The 19,359-nt window shown below is 51.3% G+C and carries 18 protein-coding genes and 1 riboswitch; of the genes, 1 reads left to right on the top strand and 17 read right to left on the bottom strand.

Annotated features, from left to right (window positions below; all coding sequences use genetic code 11):
- Positions 1 to 80: 80 nt before the first annotated feature.
- The 16 genes from NSU14_RS09085 to NSU14_RS09010 form a co-directional block, all read right to left on the bottom strand.
- On the bottom strand, positions 81 to 839 hold the full coding sequence (locus tag NSU14_RS09085; RefSeq protein WP_039301714.1) for a pseudouridine synthase: 759 nt from the start codon (positions 837 to 839) through the stop codon (positions 81 to 83).
- Positions 840 to 859: 20 nt separating this feature from the next.
- Positions 860 to 1,204, bottom strand: a complete 345-nt coding sequence (locus tag NSU14_RS09080; protein WP_039301711.1) for an N-acetylmuramoyl-L-alanine amidase — start codon at positions 1,202 to 1,204, stop codon at positions 860 to 862.
- Positions 1,205 to 2,079: 875 nt separating this feature from the next.
- Positions 2,080 to 2,676 carry a hypothetical protein gene (locus NSU14_RS09075; protein ID WP_340944304.1) on the bottom strand — a complete coding sequence of 199 codons (597 nt, stop codon included), beginning with the start codon at positions 2,674 to 2,676 and terminating at the stop codon, positions 2,080 to 2,082.
- 6 nt (positions 2,677 to 2,682) lie between these two features.
- On the bottom strand, positions 2,683 to 3,171 hold the full coding sequence (locus NSU14_RS09070; protein ID WP_445670087.1) for a spore maturation protein: 489 nt from the start codon (positions 3,169 to 3,171) through the stop codon (positions 2,683 to 2,685).
- A 52-nt stretch (positions 3,172 to 3,223) separates the two neighbouring features.
- Complete coding sequence (locus NSU14_RS09065) at positions 3,224 to 3,895, bottom strand: nucleoside recognition domain-containing protein (protein WP_039301699.1); 672 nt, start codon at positions 3,893 to 3,895, stop codon at positions 3,224 to 3,226.
- Between the two features lie 731 nt (positions 3,896 to 4,626).
- Positions 4,627 to 5,865 carry a D-alanyl-D-alanine carboxypeptidase family protein gene (locus NSU14_RS09060; RefSeq protein ID WP_340944298.1) on the bottom strand — a complete coding sequence of 413 codons (1,239 nt, stop codon included), beginning with the start codon at positions 5,863 to 5,865 and terminating at the stop codon, positions 4,627 to 4,629.
- 176 nt (positions 5,866 to 6,041) lie between these two features.
- Positions 6,042 to 6,530, bottom strand: coding sequence for a GerW family sporulation protein (ytfJ, locus tag NSU14_RS09055; RefSeq protein WP_336102626.1), 489 nt, complete (start codon positions 6,528 to 6,530; stop codon positions 6,042 to 6,044).
- An 82-nt stretch (positions 6,531 to 6,612) separates the two neighbouring features.
- The gene (locus NSU14_RS09050; protein ID WP_340944295.1) at positions 6,613 to 7,308 is read right to left on the bottom strand and encodes a DUF2953 domain-containing protein; all 696 of its coding nucleotides are present in this window, start codon (positions 7,306 to 7,308) and stop codon (positions 6,613 to 6,615) included.
- Positions 7,309 to 7,491: 183 nt separating this feature from the next.
- A complete protein-coding gene (gene scpB, locus NSU14_RS09045) occupies positions 7,492 to 8,094 on the bottom strand; it encodes an SMC-Scp complex subunit ScpB (RefSeq protein ID WP_039301691.1) in 603 nt (200 codons plus the stop codon).
- A complete protein-coding gene (locus tag NSU14_RS09040; RefSeq protein WP_042138653.1) occupies positions 8,063 to 8,854 on the bottom strand; it encodes a segregation and condensation protein A in 792 nt (263 codons plus the stop codon). Before NSU14_RS09040 ends, scpB begins: the two co-directional genes overlap by 32 nt.
- Before the next feature lie 236 nt (positions 8,855 to 9,090).
- Positions 9,091 to 9,558 carry a 6,7-dimethyl-8-ribityllumazine synthase gene (gene ribH / locus NSU14_RS09035; RefSeq protein WP_036727378.1) on the bottom strand — a complete coding sequence of 156 codons (468 nt, stop codon included), beginning with the start codon at positions 9,556 to 9,558 and terminating at the stop codon, positions 9,091 to 9,093.
- Between the two features lie 42 nt (positions 9,559 to 9,600).
- A complete protein-coding gene (locus tag NSU14_RS09030) occupies positions 9,601 to 10,854 on the bottom strand; it encodes a bifunctional 3,4-dihydroxy-2-butanone-4-phosphate synthase/GTP cyclohydrolase II (protein WP_042138654.1) in 1,254 nt (417 codons plus the stop codon).
- Between the two features lie 60 nt (positions 10,855 to 10,914).
- A complete protein-coding gene (gene ribE / locus NSU14_RS09025; protein ID WP_042138655.1) occupies positions 10,915 to 11,583 on the bottom strand; it encodes a riboflavin synthase in 669 nt (222 codons plus the stop codon).
- A 125-nt stretch (positions 11,584 to 11,708) separates the two neighbouring features.
- On the bottom strand, positions 11,709 to 12,809 hold the full coding sequence (gene ribD, locus NSU14_RS09020; protein ID WP_340944286.1) for a bifunctional diaminohydroxyphosphoribosylaminopyrimidine deaminase/5-amino-6-(5-phosphoribosylamino)uracil reductase RibD: 1,101 nt from the start codon (positions 12,807 to 12,809) through the stop codon (positions 11,709 to 11,711).
- Between the two features lie 223 nt (positions 12,810 to 13,032).
- A riboswitch (FMN riboswitch) is annotated at positions 13,033 to 13,205 on the bottom strand.
- 106 nt (positions 13,206 to 13,311) lie between these two features.
- Positions 13,312 to 13,713 (bottom strand): large conductance mechanosensitive channel protein MscL, encoded by a 402-nt coding sequence (mscL, locus tag NSU14_RS09015; RefSeq protein ID WP_179093478.1) that lies wholly within the window; start codon positions 13,711 to 13,713, stop codon positions 13,312 to 13,314.
- Positions 13,714 to 13,890: 177 nt separating this feature from the next.
- Positions 13,891 to 17,391, bottom strand: coding sequence for a collagen binding domain-containing protein (locus tag NSU14_RS09010; protein WP_340944283.1), 3,501 nt, complete (start codon positions 17,389 to 17,391; stop codon positions 13,891 to 13,893).
- A gap of 275 nt (positions 17,392 to 17,666) precedes the next feature.
- On the opposite strand from NSU14_RS09010, the gene NSU14_RS09005 reads away from it, so the two are divergent.
- Complete coding sequence (locus tag NSU14_RS09005) at positions 17,667 to 18,428, top strand: YwaF family protein (RefSeq protein ID WP_340944280.1); 762 nt, start codon at positions 17,667 to 17,669, stop codon at positions 18,426 to 18,428.
- Between the two features lie 473 nt (positions 18,429 to 18,901).
- On the opposite strand, the gene NSU14_RS09000 is transcribed toward NSU14_RS09005, so the two are convergent.
- On the bottom strand, positions 18,902 to 19,333 hold the full coding sequence (locus NSU14_RS09000; RefSeq protein WP_039301672.1) for a peptidylprolyl isomerase: 432 nt from the start codon (positions 19,331 to 19,333) through the stop codon (positions 18,902 to 18,904).
- Positions 19,334 to 19,359: the final 26 nt, after the last annotated feature.

Raw genomic sequence — 19,359 nt, 5'->3', positions numbered from 1 at the left:
TACTTTAGTTGTTAGGTGTGAACATCCTATGAACATTATAACGAATATTGTCACAGTTTTAGGAGGGGGAATTGTGAACTTTATGTGTCTTTGCGTGTCGTATTCTCTCTTAGCGCCCCGGCCTTGGCTATTTGCTGCAGATGATTGATTTCATCCTTGGTCAAATGACGGTAGGAACCGCGTTTGAGATTCTGGAGCAGAATATCTCCGAACGAAATCCGTTTCAGGCGGATCACCGGATGGGCAATTGCCTCAAACATCCGCCGTACCTGACGGTTGCGGCCTTCATGAATGGTAATGCTGATGACCGTTTCTTTATTCGCTTCATCAACGTCCTTGTATTCAACCTCCGCCGGAGCCGTCATGCCGTCTTCCAGCTTAATTCCGGCCTTCAGCTTGTCCAGTGCCGTGCCGTGCGGCACACCCTTGACCGTCGCCAGATACGTCTTCGGCACGTGATGCTTCGGATGCGTGAGCAGATTGGCAAACTCACCGTCATTCGTCAGCAGCAGCAGCCCCTCCGTATCATAATCCAGACGGCCTACAGGGTATACGCGCTCTGTAATGCCTTTCAGGTAGTCGGTTACCACCTTGCGGCCCTTGTCATCGGATGCGCTTGTAATTACGCCCTTGGGCTTGTTGAACATGATGTAGATTTTGTTCTCGCCCCGGATCAGTCTACCGGAGACCTTAATAATATCTGTTGCGGGGTCCACCTTCGTGCCAAGCGTAGTTACGAGTTCCCCGTTGACTTCCACTTTACCGGCCAAAATCATTTCTTCACATTTGCGTCTGGACGCAACACCTGCTTGCGCCAAAATTTTCTGTAATCTTTCCATTTTCGACTACTCACCTCAGGTTAATGATAACCATCAGAGGGATAAATCACAAGATCATTCCATGGAAAAAATGCTCCCGGACAAGTTTTGCTATGCGGTTCAACGAGTAATGGCGCAATTTGATAGCGCCCTGCCAGCTCCAAAATGAGTTTACCTGCCGCAAATAGCTGCTGCTGGCGTTCCGGTAAGCCGGGAAGCTCATCCGCTTCACCGTAGTTGCCCTCCAGGCAGATATGAATATGTTCGGGATCTGTCAGCAGGGGCGCAGCGTAGATCCCCCCTTCCAGCCCGACCCAGAAGTCAAACCCCTTGCCGTTAATGGACGGACAGCGGGAATGATGAAGAATAAAGCCTTTGTATTCCATCCCTTGCCCTCCTCCCTCCGTATTGCTGAAATAGCATATGAAGTGGGGAGGTGCGGGGTGATGAACGGTTATTAAAATCTTTGGGGCTCGTGGCGTGGTGCGCTGGAGCAGACGCAGGACGCGAGGGCAGTGCGTGATGAAAGCGAGGGCAGCGCGGGGAATGCGAGGGCAGACGCGGGACGCGAGGGCAACAGCGGGCGAGGGCTAATCGTAACTCCGGGGAATGTTTGGACTTCCGGCCGCTGTTAAAGTTGGATTTCCTTGATTCTACTGCCATACAGCAGTTGAAATCCAGCTTTAAAGGCGGTCGCTGACGCTCCTCCAGTTCCAAACTTCCTCTCGGTTACTCCGCCAGCGCCAAGCCACCCCTGAACAGATTAATACAAACAGTCCTCACCCCTTGGTGGTGGGTGAGGACTGTAGTGGAAAGCGGTGGCTGCAGTACCCGTACAATTATCTCGCAGTCTAAATCCTGCACGAAATACAACATTTTCTTCGAGATATCGGCCTTAATCGAAGATTGTTGTATAAAAGGCATCATTTCCCCTCCTTTTAGGAGAAAAACGAAAAAATTCTTGTACTACATACAACAATCCTCCCGCACAGCGGCTTTTCACCGGATGCGAGTTGTAATCCATACAACATTTTACATGTATCCGGTGGTCAGCGGTGGTTCGGGTGCTAATTGGAATAGTCTTACGTTGCAGGCAAGGATCAGGACGCAGCGGTCCAAATTCCACGCTGTCTCAAAAATATCTGTCCCGAAATGGAGCAGATACAGTAAAAGGGGTATGTAACAGGCCAATAGAAAAATAATAAGTTCCACTTTGCTACATGCTCCCTTTAACTTATCAATGTACAGCAGTGCCCATTCACTAAAATATCCTATCGTCCGGCTCTTCCAGCGGAACAGCTCGGTCTAATAAAAGTGCCGCACCGACAACAATCAGATTCATGAATGAAATGAATCTGCTGTTTAAGCCAAGTCCGAAATCATCCAGACCATTACCGGGAATGTTAGCTGCGTAATTAAACATAATCAGATCATATATGTATAAGCATCCCATGAAGGCAGCCAGAATCTTCCTTCGGGCAAAAAGCGCTAAGAGTCCTGAGAACACGATGACCCCAAGCACTGCATTGAATTGCAGGATACCACTTCCCGCACGGTCCCGGCTTACATTCAGCACCAGGAAGTCAGTCAGCAGAAGCAGGATAAATCCTCCCCATAAAAGCAACAGCTTGCGGACAAGATCTTTCCGGCCCTGCCCCCACTCTTCGCGGAAAACATCAGCCGCATGCCGGATCAAATGAATAAAAACAAATGCATAAAGAAACAGTAAAATAACAATCATTTCTCCCACTGGCGTTACTCCTTCTGGAAGTTCAATGCTACAGCAGAAACTATCCATTGAAATCCTTGCCAGTGAACAATTCTTTCCAGAACTGCAATACTCCTTCTTGTTCCGCAAAAAACCTTATCCGAACACCAGCAGACAAACCGCAATAGCTGCGATAAAGCCGACGACATCTGAGAACAGGCCCACCTTAAGGGCATAACGGCCGTTGCGGATTCCCACAGCGCCGAAATAAACAGTCAACACATATAAGGTTGTATCCGTGCTGCCCTGTATAGTAGAAGCAATCATGCCTATCAGTGAGTCCGGGCCGTGGACCCGGATCAGATCTGCGGTATAGGCAAGTGATCCAGTGCCCGTCAGAGGGCGCAGGAGACCGAGCGGGAGCACTTCAGCAGGAATCCCAAGCCTGTGCACAAGAGGGCTTACAAAGCCCATCAGGAAGTCCAGCGCACCCGAAGCGCGGAAGACACTGATCGCCACCAGCATACCGACCAGATGGGGGATAATCGCAATAGCTGTGCCGAATCCGTCTTTCGCACCTTCCACGAAAGATTCGTAGACCGGAACCTTGCGGGAGAAAGCATACAGCGGAATAAAGGTGACCATTACCGGAATTGCCCAGGCGGATATTAGACTGATTAACTGGAACACGGAAGGCTCACCCTTTCACTGAAGAATGCGGGAGCGTAGCACTCCCTTTCGCTGCAGCGGTGCCGGACCTTATCGCAGGCGGCGGTCCGGGCGGCCTGCGCAGCAGTGTCAGGCGGCGGCACAGCCTGTCCGCGGCAATGGCGGCAAGAGTAGCCACCGCCGTCGCCGCCAGCGTGGTGCCGACGATTGCCGCCGGGTCAGCCGATCCGTAATTCAGCCGGATCGCAATCAGGGTTGCCGGAATCAGCGTGATACTGGCAGTGTTCAGAGCAAGCAGGGTACACATGGCGGGCGTTGCTGTTTCCTTATCCGGGTTGAGTGTCTGCAGCTCCTGCATTGCCTTAATGCCCATGGGTGTAGCGGCATTTCCAAGTCCCAGCAGGTTGGCGCTCATATTGGAGAGGATATAGCCGATCGCAGGATGGCCTTTGGGCACATCCGGAAAAAGAAACGATACTACCGGTCCCAATACTCTGGAGATTTTCTTCAGCAGGTCTGCATCCTCCGCAATCCGCATAATCCCCAGCCAGAACACCAGCACACTGATCAGCCCGAAGCTTACGGTGACCCCGCTTTTGGCACCGTCAAACACGGCAGCTGTGAATTCGTTCATCCGTCCGTTTACCGCCGCAAATACAAACCCGATCAGGATCATCCCCAGCCAGATACCATTTAACATGCTTATCCCCTCCTCCAGCTCTATTTCTTCTTACCTGCTCTAGTTCTCTGCATAGCCCACTTTGAAATGCTGATTAAAGTATATCTGTACAGATGCTACTGTCTGAGTATGACTTCTTACTTAACGATATATTTTGCGGATGAAATAGTGGGATTTATGTTACTTATTCTCCGGATTTCAGCTGCTTTATGGATTTTAGAGGGTTTTTTGCTGCTTATTCTGCCCATACCCTAGTGATCCGCCAATTTGAATGAAATTAGGTGTTGTTTATCCAACTACGTCTTCTAGTATTCAGCTTTCCGCATTAACAGATGCCTTTTCTCCAATTAATCCCCTCACGGCATGAGCAAGATACAATAAGACGGTCTTACTACGTAGCTAGGTGAATGCCAAGTGAGCGCTAGTTGAGTTCTATTTGACTGCAAGTTGAATGCTGTATGAGCGCCAATTGAGCATTAGTTTAGCGTCAGCTTTAAAGTAGTGAAACCTATTGGTAAAATCGCTTGCGGAGGGTTTGCAGTGACCATACTACGGTATATGCTGGAGGCTTAATTGCACTTTGTACAACTAAAACGTCTGATTCTCAACCCATTAACCGTTTAGTTGTATTTCGTGCAATTAAACTGCCAGGTGTAGATGATTTCCAGCGATTCGGGCAAATTTAGTTGTACAGAATACAGTTAAAAGTTGTAAGCCTACCTTTTCGCTGTTTTTAATTGCACATGATACAACTATCTCAGATCTTCACCGCTCTGGAACAAAGCACGCAGCGCACTGCCGAATGCCTGCAGCCAGTTGTCCGCCGGATAAGCCGTACCTCCTGCAGGACTGTATTTCTTCTGATAGGGTGATGTTTCCGGCGGCAGCTGGCTTGGCGTATACACCGGAACCCGGCCGATTTCCTTGCCGCCCAGCTGCATTATAATTACACCCTTCAGCCCGAAGCTGCTGGTGTTGGTGCTGGTCTTAGTGCCGGCACTGGCACGCGCCTCTGTTCCTGCGGTACTCTTCTCTTCGCTTAATACCAGCTTGGTAACAAGCCTTGCCTCTTCCCCTTGTCCGAGCGGATAGGCGAAATCCTTGCCGGTCACCAGGGGGTAGCCGCTGACGGTTTCTCCGCGTTCCACTAATGTTTTGAGCGGATAGTGGTTGAAGCCGAAATCCAGCAGCGCCGAATGGTCATTCCAGTCATTGCCGTCATTCAGCGTAACAGCGACAAGCTGCTGGCCGTTTCGGGTAGCGGAGCTGACCAGGCAGCGGAGCGCTTTTTTGGTATAACCCGTCTTCACACCGTCCGCCCCTTCGTAGAGGCGCAGCATTTTATTTTTATTGCTCCACTTGTAATCCCATTTCTCATACGGATTGTCCGCCGTCTTCTCTTTGGTAGCTACAATCTCCTTGAACACAGGGTTATGCATCGCGTAAGCAGTCAATACAGCCAGATCATTTGCGCTGGAGTAGTGCCCTTCGGCATCGAGCCCGTGCGGATTGGCAAAATGCGTATGGGTTAAGTTAAGCGCCTCCGCCTTGGCATTCATCAGATAGACGAAGCCCTGCTCTGAGCCTCCGACATGCTCGGCAATCGCGGTGGCCGCATCATTACCCGAACGCAGCATTAATCCGTACAGCATATCCTCCAGCGTCATTTCTTCGCCCTGCTTCAGATACAGCGAAGAACCTTCCTTGGCAAAAGCATTTTTGCCGACCTTGACCTTTGAGGTCAAGTCACCGTTCTCTATCGCTACAAGTGCTGTCATTATTTTGGTCAAGCTGGCAATCAGCATCGGCTCATCCCCGCGGCTGCTGTATAGAAGTCTTCCCGACTCCACATCAATCAGCGCCGCCGCTCTGGCATGAGTGGATATGGAACTATTCTCAGCCCGGATAGAAGACAGCGGCACCAGTGCAAGCAGCAGTAAACACAATATTAAGGAAATCAACGATTTTCGGGTTAATGTCTTCATGTTCATCCTCCGGCTTCTTATCAGGTCTAGGGCAGCGGTTCTTCCGTCTTGCCTGGTTGTACAAGTGTATGCGGTACGGGGGACTGGTATGTCCCATCCGCTTCTGTCCGTCAAAAAAGGGATATCACCTTTGAAAGGCGATACCCCTGCTTATTCTTATCCTGCCGCCTTCTGCCGGTGTGTTAATGTGCTGATGTATGCGTAGCCGGCTCGGTTTTCACTACGGTTTTGGTCACCGTAGCACCTGCTGCGTCTGCTCCCACCGGAATACCGTTCGGCTGGAACATATTCTGGATTTTATCGATCAGGTTAGGTGTGGCATCAATAATTTTCTCGAACAGATGGGTTTGATTGTCAAGCGGCACAATATGTACCCCATCCCTGCCCACTACCAGAAAAGCGATTGGCCGTATGGATACACCGCCCCCGCTACCGCCCCCGAAGGGAAGCATTTTGACTCCGGTTCCGCTGCCGTTCACGCCCGGAGCATCGTCTTCCACCCGGAAGTCACTGCCGCCTGCGGCAAAACCGAACGCGACCTTACTGATCGGCAGAATGATACTGCCATCTGGTGTTTCTACTGGATCTCCGACAATGGTATTTACATCCACCATGCCTTTGATATTTTCCATAGCCGTCTGCATGAGACCTTGAATAGGATGATCTGACATTGTTTTTCTCCTCCTCGTGTGTATATAAGTGTACCTGCAGTCTTATCTTGCCCACTATGGAAGGGAGTATGTAGTCTTTTTATCACTGGCCCCGGCTAAGCAGTTTCTTCCATCTCCCGAGGCCGCCTTCCACCTTCGAAACACGCCGCAATAATAACAGTCCCGCATAAAAAGCATAGCCTGCAGAAAGCTTGCCTGTGCAGACCGCTTCCGTTGAGAAACAAGGCTCGTCGCTGAACACCGGGGCAACGAACATCCGCGGATTCCGCTGCAGTCTGACGAAACGCGATACCCAGCCGATCATGGTCCACTTCATTCCCCATAAAGCGCCAGCCGCGGTTGCCGTATCTGCCGCATCGCCCAGCGAGAAATCCGTGGACCAGTCCAGCTTGGTAATCCGGACATGCGATAATGTGCCAACCAGCCATTTTTTGAGACCGCGGGTTGCCTTGAGTGCAGTACGGATGTTCTTTAACCATTCCGTCACGGATTCCCGGTCGATTTTTTCTTCTTTGTCGCTGTCCATTTTCACCGGGGCGATTCCGCTTTTTTCGAGCTTAACCTTAATGCCTTGTTCAAGGCTGTCAAAAACCAGCGCAGGCAGCTCATAATGGAATTGGACCAGCCCGTATACAGCTTTAATATCAAATTCAATACGGTCATCCTTTCCCAGCCTGCATAGACGGAAATGAAAATGAATCGATGAAGCCAGAACCAGCAGGCACAGCAGAATAACCAGCAGCAGCAGGGATAAGGGTATCACAAGCCATAACGTCACAATCGTAACCTCCAAGCAGCCTCAGGTAATGTGAATAGTGGAGCCTCTGGTTTAGTATGGCAAATCCCGCTGGATAAAATTCGGCATTTCAGCAAACATCTCCAAAAGATTCTGCCGCCAAAAAAAATGCCGCTGTCCCGGCGGGGACAACGGCATTGCTGGAACAGCGCGTATCCGCTGCGTTTATTCTGTCTCTACCTCTTCAAAGGTCATCTGGCTGTCCAGCTTGCTGAACAGCAGCTGCGTCTCTTCTTCCAGGCCCTCTGAGGTGTCGAAGCTCGACGGCTCCGGAAGCTCCTTCAGGCTGGCCAGGCCAAAGCTGTCCAGGAAGGACTTGGTCGTTCCGTACAGGATCGGACGGCCGACGGCCTCTGCCCGGCCCACCTCATGAATCAGATCCTTATTCCCCAGCGTATGAATGGCCCGTTCGGACTTCACCCCGCGGATTTCTTCGATCTCCACTCTTGTAATAGGCTGGCGGTAAGCCACAATAGCAAGTGTCTCCAGCGCTGCCTGGGACAGGGATGATCTGGAAGGGGAATACGCCAGACGCTCGAAATATTGCGCATGCTCCGGCAGTGTCGCCAGACGGTAATTCCCGGCGATCTGCACTACCTGCAGGCCCCGGCCCTGCGAGCTGTAATCGTCTTTCAAATCCTCCAGCGCCCGTGTAGCCAGATCGGGCCGCTGTTCGGTAATCTCGGCAATCTGGCGTACAGATAAACCTTCATCCCCTGAGAGAAACAGCAGGCCTTCAATAATTGATTTCAGCGTGTTGTAGTCCACTGACTTCCTCTCCTCCTCTCCACTCCATCACAATATCGTCAAATAATTTCTCCTGGTAGCAGAAAATCGCCTTCATCTTCATCAGCTCCAGAATGGCCAGGAAGGTCACTACAATCTCATGCCGGGCCATCTCATCATGCAAAAGCGACGAAAAGCGCAGTCTGCCGCCCATCCCCTTACGCTGCAGTGCTTCCGATACATCACGAATCCGGTCTTTCACCGAAATCTCATCACGGGTAATCCGCTGATAAGAGGATCTCCGGGCCGCCTTGCTCAGCGCCTTACGGAATGCGGCAATCAAATCAGCGGTGTGCAGTCCCTTTAGCGTATTATCGGTCTGCGTAGGAACAAAGGGGCCCAGATCCTCGGGCTCCTTCGTGAAAATCAGGCTGCGCTCGCTCTCCATATCCAGCAGCTGCACAGCAATGCTCTTGAATTTGCGGTATTCAATCAGCCGCTGTACCAGCTCCGCCCGCGGATCATAACCGTCGTCCTCGTAATAATCGAAATCCTCGATTTCGATCACCGGCGGCTTCGGCAGCAGCAGCTTGCTCTTGATCGACAGGAGGGTAGCAGCCATAACCAGAAATTCGCTGGTGATATCCAGCTCAAGCTCCTGCATCCCCTGCAGGTATTCCATGTACTGCTCGGTGATCTCGCTGACCGGAATGTCCTGGATGTCGATTTCCGCTTTGTCAATCAAATGCAAGAGCAGATCGAGCGGACCTTCGAACGTCTCCAGCTTGTACAATACAGTCACGCGGTTTCCTCCAGCCCAAAAAAAGTAAAGTGCAGCGCCGCACGGACGCTACACAAGTAGAAAGATCCTTGAGACTGCGGCGAAATAAAGTACCGCTAATTTGATGACAAAACTCCCAAACCCATGGAGACTTGTCATCAAAAGCGGATACCAATTTCCTCGCAGCTCCTTATGTTCATGCTTTCTTCTCATACATATAAATAAGCACGACTTACGCTGATTCGTCAAGAGGGGTGTTATTTAAACAGCTTGTTCAGGTTCGCCATTTCGATCGCAGCAGTTGCCGCATCCCAGCCTTTATTGCCCGCTTTGGTTCCGGAACGCTCAATGGCCTGTTCGATATTCTCGGTCGTCACCACGCCGAAGATCGTCGGAACGCCTGTCTTGAGATTAATGGCTGCAACGCCCTTGGCAACTTCATTGCACACATAATCATAGTGTGTTGTAGATCCGCGAATAACAGTACCTAGAGTGATTACTGCATCATACTTGCCGCTTTCGGCCATTTTTTGCGCGATCAGAGGAATTTCGAATACTCCCGGTACCCAGGCAACATCCACTTCATCGTCAGCTACGCCATGGCGTTTGAAGGCATCGAGCGCTCCGGAGAGCAGCTTGCTTGTAATAAATTCGTTGAAACGTCCTACGACAACCCCGTATTTCAATCCTTCAGATACTAAATGTCCTTCAAAATAATTCGGCATTATGCTCATCAACCCTTCATGTATAAGTTAGTGATTCTATAATTAAATTTTGGAATCCTCGTTTTGTTCGATCTTGTCAAAAGTCAGCAGATGGCCAAGCTTGGCCTGCTTCGTATGAAGATACTTAGTGTTGTCCTTGTTCTCCGGCATCTGGATCGCCACGCGCTCCACCACTTCAAGGCCGTAGCCTTCCAGCCCTTTGATCTTGCGCGGATTGTTGGTCAGCAGTCTGATCTGGCGGATGCCCAGATCCTTGAGAATCTGTGCACCGATGCCGTAATCACGCAGATCCGCCGCGAAGCCCAGCTTCAGGTTGGCATCTACCGTATCCAGTCCTTCTTCCTGGAGCTTGTAAGCACGCAGCTTATTGATCAGGCCAATCCCCCGGCCTTCCTGGCGCATATAGAGCAGCACCCCTCGGCCTGCTTCTTCAATCTGGCGCAGCGCCGCTTCAAACTGCGGGCCGCAGTCGCAGCGGTGGGAATGGAATACATCGCCGGTCAGGCACTCGGAATGCACACGCACCAGCACCGGCTCGTCACCGGAGATATCACCTTTTACCAGAGCAACATGCTCTTTGTCATCCACTTCATTCGTGTAGGCAATCGTCTGGAAATCACCGAAATCAGTCGGCAGATTCACCGCAACCTCGCGCGTAACCAGATGCTCCTTCTCATTACGGTAGTGAATGAGGTCCTTGATGCTGATCAGCTTGAGATCATGTTTCTTCGCGATCTCAATCAGGTCAGGCAGGCGGGCCATCGTACCGTCAACCTTCACCACTTCGCAGATGACGCTCGCCGGATAGGCGCCGCACATGCGGGCCAGATCTACAGCAGCTTCCGTATGGCCTGAACGCCGCAATACCCCGCCCTTCTTCGCGATCAGCGGGAACATGTGGCCCGGTCTGCGGAAGTCGGAAGGCTTCGCATTCGGGTCCAGCATCGCCTTGATGGTCATGGATCTTTCCCCGGCGGAAATACCGGTAGTGGTATCCTTGTGGTCAATAGATACGGTAAAAGCAGTGCCGTGGTTATCGGTATTCTGGGCCACCATCGGCTGCAGATCCAGTTCCTCTGCACGTTCCGCGGTAATCGGCACGCAGACCAGGCCGCGTCCCTCGGTAATCATGAAGTTAATAACTTCAGGGGTTGCCCGTTCGGCAAGGGCGATGAAGTCTCCTTCATTCTCGCGGTCCTCATCATCAACAACGATGATCACCTTCCCGCGCATCAAATCATAAATCGCATCCTCAATCGGGTCCAGGACGCTGTCCTTCTTGTCTTGCTGGCTCATGTTACTGTCCTCCTGATGGCTGTACGCTGCCTTACCGGCTGCCGTATGCCTAATCTTTAATTATACAAACCCGTTGGCCGCCAGAAAATCGTGGCTGATCTTCGAGCTCTTCTTATCTTCTTCATCGCCGGAACGTGAACCATAATGCAGCAGATGATCCACATACTTGCCCAGCACATCACATTCGATATTGATACTGTCACCCGGCCGTTTATGGGCCAGCACCGTTTCTCCAAGGGTGTGGGGAATGATAGAGACAGTGAACGTGGACGACTCTGTATCCACTACGGTGAGGCTGATGCCGTCAATCGTAATGGAGCCTTTGGGGATGATGTACTTAAACAGCGATTTACGGTCCGGCGCAATTTCGAACACGACCGCATTCTGATCGCGCTTCACGCTGCGGATCTCGCCGGTTCCATCCACATGACCCTGGACAATATGCCCGCCGAACCGTCCGCCCGCTGCCATCGCGCGCTCCAGGTTCATTTTGCCCCCGGGCCGTAAGTTTCTGAGATTGCTGTTGCGGTAGGTCTGAGGCATCACATCAACCGTGAAATAATGGTCGCCTATGGATGTGGCTGTAAGGCAGACCCCATTGACGGAGACGCTGTCGCCAATCTTCAGATCCCCCATAATGAGGGAGGCGCCGATATTCAGCACCATCATCTCCCCTCCGCTGGTGACGCTGCGGAGGATACCCACCTCTTCAATCAGGCCGGTGAACATACTATCCCTCCTTCATAACTATATAAGACGCACTTAAGATTTGAGCTTGAAGCATAGTCGTCACGGCGGTGAGCATTTGGACTTCCGCCGCTGCCCGCCACCCGATTTCTTGTTCTTATCCGTTGTTAGCGCGCCGGGGTACCGCTGATACAGACATTATCCCCGAGCACTTCCACTTCCAATCCATCGAGCGTAATGGCATCCCGCATCAGTTCCACACCCGGAAAGTCGAAGGTACCTGCAGCAGCGGCGCCGCCTCCGACAATCTTCGGAGCGAAGAAGAGAACCACGCGGTCAACCAGTCCCTGCTCCAGCATCGCACCGTTCAGCGTACCGCCGCCTTCGAGCAGGATCGAACCAATCTCCATTCCGCCCAATGCTGTCATCGCGGCCTGCAGATCGACACGCGGTCCGCTGCCTGCGGCCACAACCTGAACACCCGCAGCGAGCAGTGCTGCCTTCCGCGCCGGATCACCCGCTTCAGTAGTAACGACCACCGTAGGTGCCAGTCCGTCAGTGACAACGGCGCTCTCCAGAGGCAGCCTCAGTGTAGAGTCGATGATAATCCTGATTGGATTGAGCCCGGGCACATTCAGCCTGGTCGTCAGCGAAGGGTTATCGGCAATCACCGTATTCACCCCGACCATGATTCCCTGATGGCGATGGCGCAGGGTATGTACTAGCTCCCGGGATTCAGCATTTGATATCCATTTGCTGTCCCCTGTACGGGTGGCAATTTTGCCGTCCAAGGTGCTGGCGCTCTTCAGTGTAATGAAAGGCTGCTTCGTCAGAATGTACTTGATAAACTTCTCATTCAGCCGGATAGCGCGGCTCCGAAGCAGGCCTACCTCAACCTCAATGCCTTGCTCGCGCAGCATTTCAACCCCGCGCCCTGCAACCTGCGGATTAGGATCTTCACAGGCAACGACAACTCTTGCGACCCCTTCATCGATCAGGCGCTGGCTGCAGGGAGGCGTGATGCCATAATGGCTGCAGGGCTCCAGCGTAACATACGCTGTGCTTCCCTGTGCCTTGCCAGCAGCCATATTGAGCGCATGAACCTCGGCATGCCCGGTGCCGCGCTGCAGATGCGTGCCGATCCCGATCATGGCACCATCCTTCACAACAACACATCCGACCACGGGATTGATTCCGGTCTGTCCTTGAGCCCTTTCCGCCATGTCCAGCGCAAGAGACATATAGAACTCATCATTCATCTTATCCATGTGACTTCCCTCCAATCAGCCGGCTATATTCATAATGTGCACAGTTTAAACAGAAAAACCCGTCTCAATCTCCAGGAGGAGTTCAAGACGGGATATACGAGAGGTATCAGCAGCTCAAAAAATAGGTGCGTAAATAAACGCCGGATTTATGGCATTGTGAAAATTCGCACGTAATGTTCGAAAATACTGCAGCACGGCCGCCTATATAAGCACAGCACGTCAATCTCTCCTTCTTCCATCCAGACTATACTGTCGGTCCCGGAATTGCACCAGGTCCACCGTCCGTATTACCAGCATACGGATCGGGTAGCGGACTGAGCAGCAGAACTGGCCAGAAACAGCCAATCTAACAGCATCACCGCCGGTAGGGAATTACACCCTGCCCTGAAGGATTGATATATTCGGTTGAATAACAAGTTTTGCCTACAACAAAATTATCACTTACGTGCGGGAAATGCAAGTGTGTTTCAGAAATTTACTTTATTTATGTAACTTAGTTCCCTTAATTCCCTGACTCCCGCTGCTTGTCCGCTCTCAGCAAATCACGAATTTCGATCAGCAGCGCAACCTCCGGTGCCGGAGCAGGGGGCTCGACAACTTCGACTTTAACAGTTTCCTTGCGTCTGAATCTGCTGGTCAGCTTCACTACCAGAAAGATAGAGAATGAAATGATGAAGAAGTCCAGTACGGACTGTAAGAACAGGCCGTACTTCACGGCGGCTTCTCCGCTGCCCAGATGAAGCTCCTTCAGATTGGTATCTCCACTTATTAAGCCGATAAGCGGCATGATGATGTCACTAACCAAAGAAGTAACAATTTTGCCGAAAGCCGCCCCGATTACAACCGCCACTGCCAGATCAAGCACATTCCCCTTCATGGCGAAGCTTTTGAATTCCTTCCACATGGACATTGCTGCATCCCTCCGAAACTTTGAATTTTAGTAATTATAGCATTTCCGCCGCAGATGACCAATCTATTCTAAGCCTTTCTTAAGTCACGGCAAAAGAGCAGGCAGCTATTTTCTGCCGCCTGCTCTTGGTGAAGGCTGATCCTATGATCAGCTGTCCTGTTTAACTACCGTTTATCCCTGATTCCGGTTCCGTCTGAACACCCGGTGTAATACGAACCCGATCAGGATCAAACCGAGTCCTGCCATATAGATCGGCAGCGGGCTGTTCTCTCCAGTCTGCGGCAGTGTTCCGCCGGAGTCTGTTGCCGTGACCGTCCCTTGCGGGATGTCTTCATCTTCAATATCAACACCGCCGAGCGGAATGTCCTCATCAACCGGCACTTCCGGTGCCGGCGTGACTGGTGCAGGTGTAACCACTGCTACCGGCGCAGATGGCTGCGCTGTTGCGGGTAAGCCTGGACCTGCCGGGATTTCCAGATCATCGATAATGATCCCCGGAACCACCGTGCCCGCTGGTGTGGGTACCGGCGTAATATCAGGTGTGACTGGCGGTGCTGTAGGATTAGGCGTCGCCTCCGGTCCATTCGTTGCCGTTGGAGCAGCCGTTGGCCCAGCTGTCTCAACAGGCGGTACCGTTGGAAGCGGTGTGGCTGTCGGTGCTTCTGTCGGCGCAATGGTGGCCGTCGGTATTGGCGTTGGCGTGGCTGTCGGCTGCTCCGCAGGAGTATTCGCTACGGTCAGATTCACTGCTGCGGATGAACCGATGGTGACCGCATGCTCACTTGTATCTAACACATAACCTGCCGGTGCTGCAGTTTCAATCAGGACATAGCTGCCCAGCCAGATATTGTTGAATACTGCATTGCCCGCTGCATCCGTAGTCCGGGTATTCACAAGCACACGATCGCTGCCATTCAGGCGGTACAATTCAAAGGTGGCACCGGCAAGTGCTTTGGTGCTGTCACCTGCATCAATTTTGTGGACATTCAGCGTTCCTCTGACCCCGCTGCCTGTTCCCGAGCCGCTGGATACGCCGACTATGATCTCTTTACTGGTATCCTTGTTGACCAGTACGACATTATTACCGCTGAAGTTAACGGTATTGACCAGCTTATCCCCCGTATTCGCTACGATCAGTGATTGATATTCAAGCACATATGCGGAATGGATATCCTGGAGGAAGCTAAGCACGAAGGTCTGCTTACCCTCTGCATCAGCACTGATATTCAAGGTGTAGTCCGTATCCTTTACAAGCTCAGGTCCGCTCTTCGTTACATCACCATTCACGGCTGTAACTGTCCGGTACAGATGGAACGTGTCCGGCAGCAGAATCTGATTGGTACTTGGCACATCTGTAATAACGGCATCCTTCACATGGGACTGTGTCCGGTTAATAGCGATCGTCCACTGCAGCTTATCACCGTTCTGAACGCCGTCTTTGAATACATATTCGTCGCCATGCGGAATATCCACCGAGGCCTTCAGAGCTTTGGAGACCTTCTTGGTGCCATCCAGCAGATTAGCTGTGTTAGCAACTGTGGTACCAATCAACTGCCCTGCAAGGCTTGTTTTGAATACAACATAGTAAGGCGAATTGATCGCATTGTCAAAATCCACCTGAAGCTCATTCCCGCTTCCGACAGTGTAGCTATAGGAGCTGGCGGCAAGTTCGGTGCCGAAGCTGTGAGCCCCTCCAGGAGCAATATTCATCCGGTACACTTTCAGTGAACCCGGCACCAGTGACTGTCCCGCGTTCAGTATGTCTGTTACCCGGGGATCAGCAATAGCCTTACTGTTGTAATTGACGCCCACTGTCCAGGTGATCTCTTTGGCAGACGCATCATATGCCCCGGATTTGAAGCCGTTGTTCTTCACCTCAGGACCCGGAATGAACTGCCCTCTGGCTTCTGTCCATTGGGCGTTATTCGCGCTGTCCTTCCAGTCAATCCGCGCTACGTTAATGAAATTATCTGTAGTACCTGTAAGCCAGTCATTACTGAATTCAGTCTGATAACTGATTGTGTATGTGCCGCTGATCGGTGAATTGAATTTCACCTTGAAGCCTTCGTTAGGCTGTGCCGGTGAACCGGCAATCAGTGTATACGCTGAAGCATTAAGCACGGTGCCGGCTTCATTGCGTACGACCAGTGAACCCGCGATAAACTTCTGGCCGCCGTACGGGAAACTATCCGTAACCACTACCTGGCTCATCGGATAATTATCGCCGTTCAGCGTAATCTTCCAATCCGTTACATGGGTGGCGTAGTTGACTCCTGACAAATTCTTATAAATGATGGCCGGCCGGATAAGCTGTGTAGCCTTATCGCTATAAGTACTGTCTGAGACAGTGTTGGTAATAGTGGTATCGCTGAATACGCGGTCTACTGCTTTGGTCTTATATTCGATCAGATATGCAGAGGTCACAGCATCTGCAAACTCCAGTTTGAATCCGGCGTTTGTGCCTTCAACAACCGGCGTTACTGTATAGTCTGCACCTGCGGTTAGAGCCGTCCCTTTCGTAGCTCCTCCTGCAGAATCCAGCGTCACCGGATAAATCCGCAGCGAGTCTGCAACCAGCTGCTGGGATTGATTGAATACATCTGTCAACACCGCATTCTCTGCAGAGATCGTGCGTTTATTGTAGTTGTATTCAATAGCCCAGGTGATGGTCTGCTTCCCCCACTCATAGCTGGCTGCCTTCTTCTTGATGCTTCCTCCGCGTTCAATAACGACTGTAGCCGAGCTGCTTACCGGATCACGTCCATCACCGGTGAAGGTAGCGGTATTCGTGAAGCTGGTCAGACTGTCGCTGACTACCTGTGTTGTATAGGCAATGCGGTACGCACCTGTGATTACAGGGTCTGTGAAGCGGAGAACAAGTTCACCGCCGGAAACGTCAGCGGTATATTGGCTGCTGTCTACAAGCTGGCCTTGAGTCACTGTACCGTCAAGCAGAACATTCAGCTGGTACACTGCAAGGGTTACCGTGCTGTCCAGCGACAATCCCGCAGGAACAGGGTCTGTCACCACCGCATTGCTGACCGGTTCCAGCTTCTTATTGACATCCACCGTCCAGAAGATATGATCAGCATTGAAGCCGCTGGACACACCTTTTTTCTCAATCGTCGAACCCACGGATGGCTTAAATGCCACGCTAATGGTCTGTATTCCGCCGTTTACGGGGAATAGAATCTGCTGAACCGTACTGCCGCTTATCACCTGTTTATCGAATTTGGTATTAATCCGCAGGGTTCCTTGTACGTTGTCATGACTCTCAATGTAGTCGTTGAAGGTCATGACTATCTGATGTGTCGACTGGCTCACTGTGAACGTCCCGACATCTCCATCGTCGGACACAAGACCGCCCTGGATATCATTGAACAGCTCGAATTGTTCAGGAAGCTGGAAGGTGAAGCTATCTCCCTGAGTATATCCGTGCCCGTTGGGAAGCGACCAGGTATAATCCAGCGTAACAGTAGAGTCCACATCATATACACTACCTGTTACGGTCTGTCCGTCCGGCCCATACACAGCCATTGATACACTGGTAATAATATCTCTGTCCTGCTCGATTCCCTCCGCTTTAACCTGCTGGGTGAACCCCAGTCCGTAGGCATACTGCACAAACAGCATGATTATTACAATTGCCAGACTTGTTCTTTTTTTCACCATTTCCCAGAAGCCCCCGTTCTTAAGTTTGATATGAAACGAGCATGCAGAAAAGATGGCTGCCGAACGCACCGGTAAAAACACTCCGCCTGATGGGTCGTTATGTATACGGGCATATGCGTCCATCTTATGTAAATAAACCGATACTCCTGTCTTTTCTGTCTAGCCCGAACGATATATACTTATATCACCTAAGAGTAGATCTTTAGAATCAGTTATATTCAAATTATGAACTTTTATTTTCTTTTATTTATTTCTGGATTCAAGGAGAGAGCACAGTGAACCTTAATCTTTTTTGGGACCGCCATCGTAATCATGATTTCTCAATGTTCTCAACCCCGCATCTCATTGCCCTGTCTATCGTCGTCCTATGCTGTCTGCTGCTCTACTTATCACGTTTCGCCCTGCGTACACATTCCGGTCTGAGGCGCAGTGTCCGCCTGCTGCTGGCACTGCTGCTGATCGCCTGCGAGGGCGGGCTGCATGTCTGGTATGTCTCCCAGGATATCTGGAGCCGCAGTTCCTCCCTGCCGCTTGAACTATGCGGTATTACCCTGCTCTTGTCGGTGATCATGCTTCTTACACGCAGCAGGCTGCTGTATTCTTTTCTCTACTTTGCCGGGATCGGCGGTGCATTCATCGCCCTGCTTACGCCTAATCTGGTCTACCCGTTTCCGCATTTCCGCTTCCTGCTGTTCTTCATTGCCCACGGGTCGATTATTCTGGCATCCCTGTACATGACCTGGATTGAAGGCTACAAGCCTGCCTGGCGCTCACTGTTCTTCACCATGCTCTGCCTGAATGTTATCGCCGCATGTGTCTATGCCGCCGATATGCTGCTGGATTCCAACTATATGTTTCTGGCTCACAAGCCCAGCACGTTCTCCGTACTTGATTATTTCGGCCCTTATCCGTATTATCTGCTCGTCGAAGAGGCCTTTGCCTTTGTCATCTTCCTGCTGATGTTCCTGATCTTCTTCAAGCTGCCGGAGCTGTATGCCTCCCGGCGCGGCCGCAGAGGCTGGACCAGTATGAGGTAAAGGCTAATATGGGCAAAAAAAAGAGGCTGTCCCAAAAGCCATGATATGGCTGCTTGGGACAGCTCTTTATTTTGGAGTAGGATTAACGTGAGCACTTGGGTGGACGCTCCGCGAACGGAACGTTGTTCCAATCGCTGTGCTCTCCAGATTTTTTCATTCCCTTTAACGGTGAAAATCCGGAGACCAAGGCGACCGCTGTCGCTTTTCCACAATCGTTCCGTCCTCTCCGCTGTTTAAGCGGGAATTGTGTCAATCTTTTAAAAATCAAAAAGAAACCTCTCTTTGACAAAATGGAAGTGCGACCATCCATTGTTAACCAAGGTGAGGTTTCTTTTGCACATTCAATAGACCATGATGGACCCAGTCTGCGTACTTTCCAGGGTCTCTACAACATATAACTCTTTCATAAAAAAGGGGCTGCCCATGCAGAAGAAATTCTTCCTGTGAGACAGCCCCTTTTGACGATGCTTGTATTATACTTCTACGACTTCAACCGTAGCCATTTTGTCGCGGCCTTTGAAAGCATCGACTTGGTCCATACCTTCAACCACTTTACCGAATACAGTGTGTACTCCGTCAAGGTGAGGCTGTGGAGCATAAGCGATGTAGAACTGGCTTCCGCCTGTGTTCTTACCCGCATGGGCCATAGCCAGGGAGCCGCGCTCATGCTTGTTCGGGTTGATTTCGCAGTTGATGGTATAACCAGGGCCGCCGGAGCCTGTTCCGTTAGGACAGCCGCCTTGAGCTACGAAACCTGGAATTACACGGTGGAACAACAGTCCGTTGTAGAATCCGTCTTTAGCCAGTTTCTCAAAGTTTGCTACAGTATTAGGCGCATCCTGTTCGAACAAGTCGATCAGCACGACACCGCCGTTTTCGAGTGTAATTTTCGCTTGCTTAGCCATATGTAAATGACCCCTTTCGAAATGAC

Origin of the sequence: Paenibacillus sp. FSL R10-2771 (assembly GCF_038000205.1) — a bacterium.
Taxonomy (GTDB): Bacteria; Bacillota; Bacilli; order Paenibacillales; family Paenibacillaceae; genus Paenibacillus_AQ; species Paenibacillus_AQ phytohabitans.
Note: the sequence above shows the minus strand (reverse complement) of the source record. Positions and strands in the feature narration are given on the sequence as shown.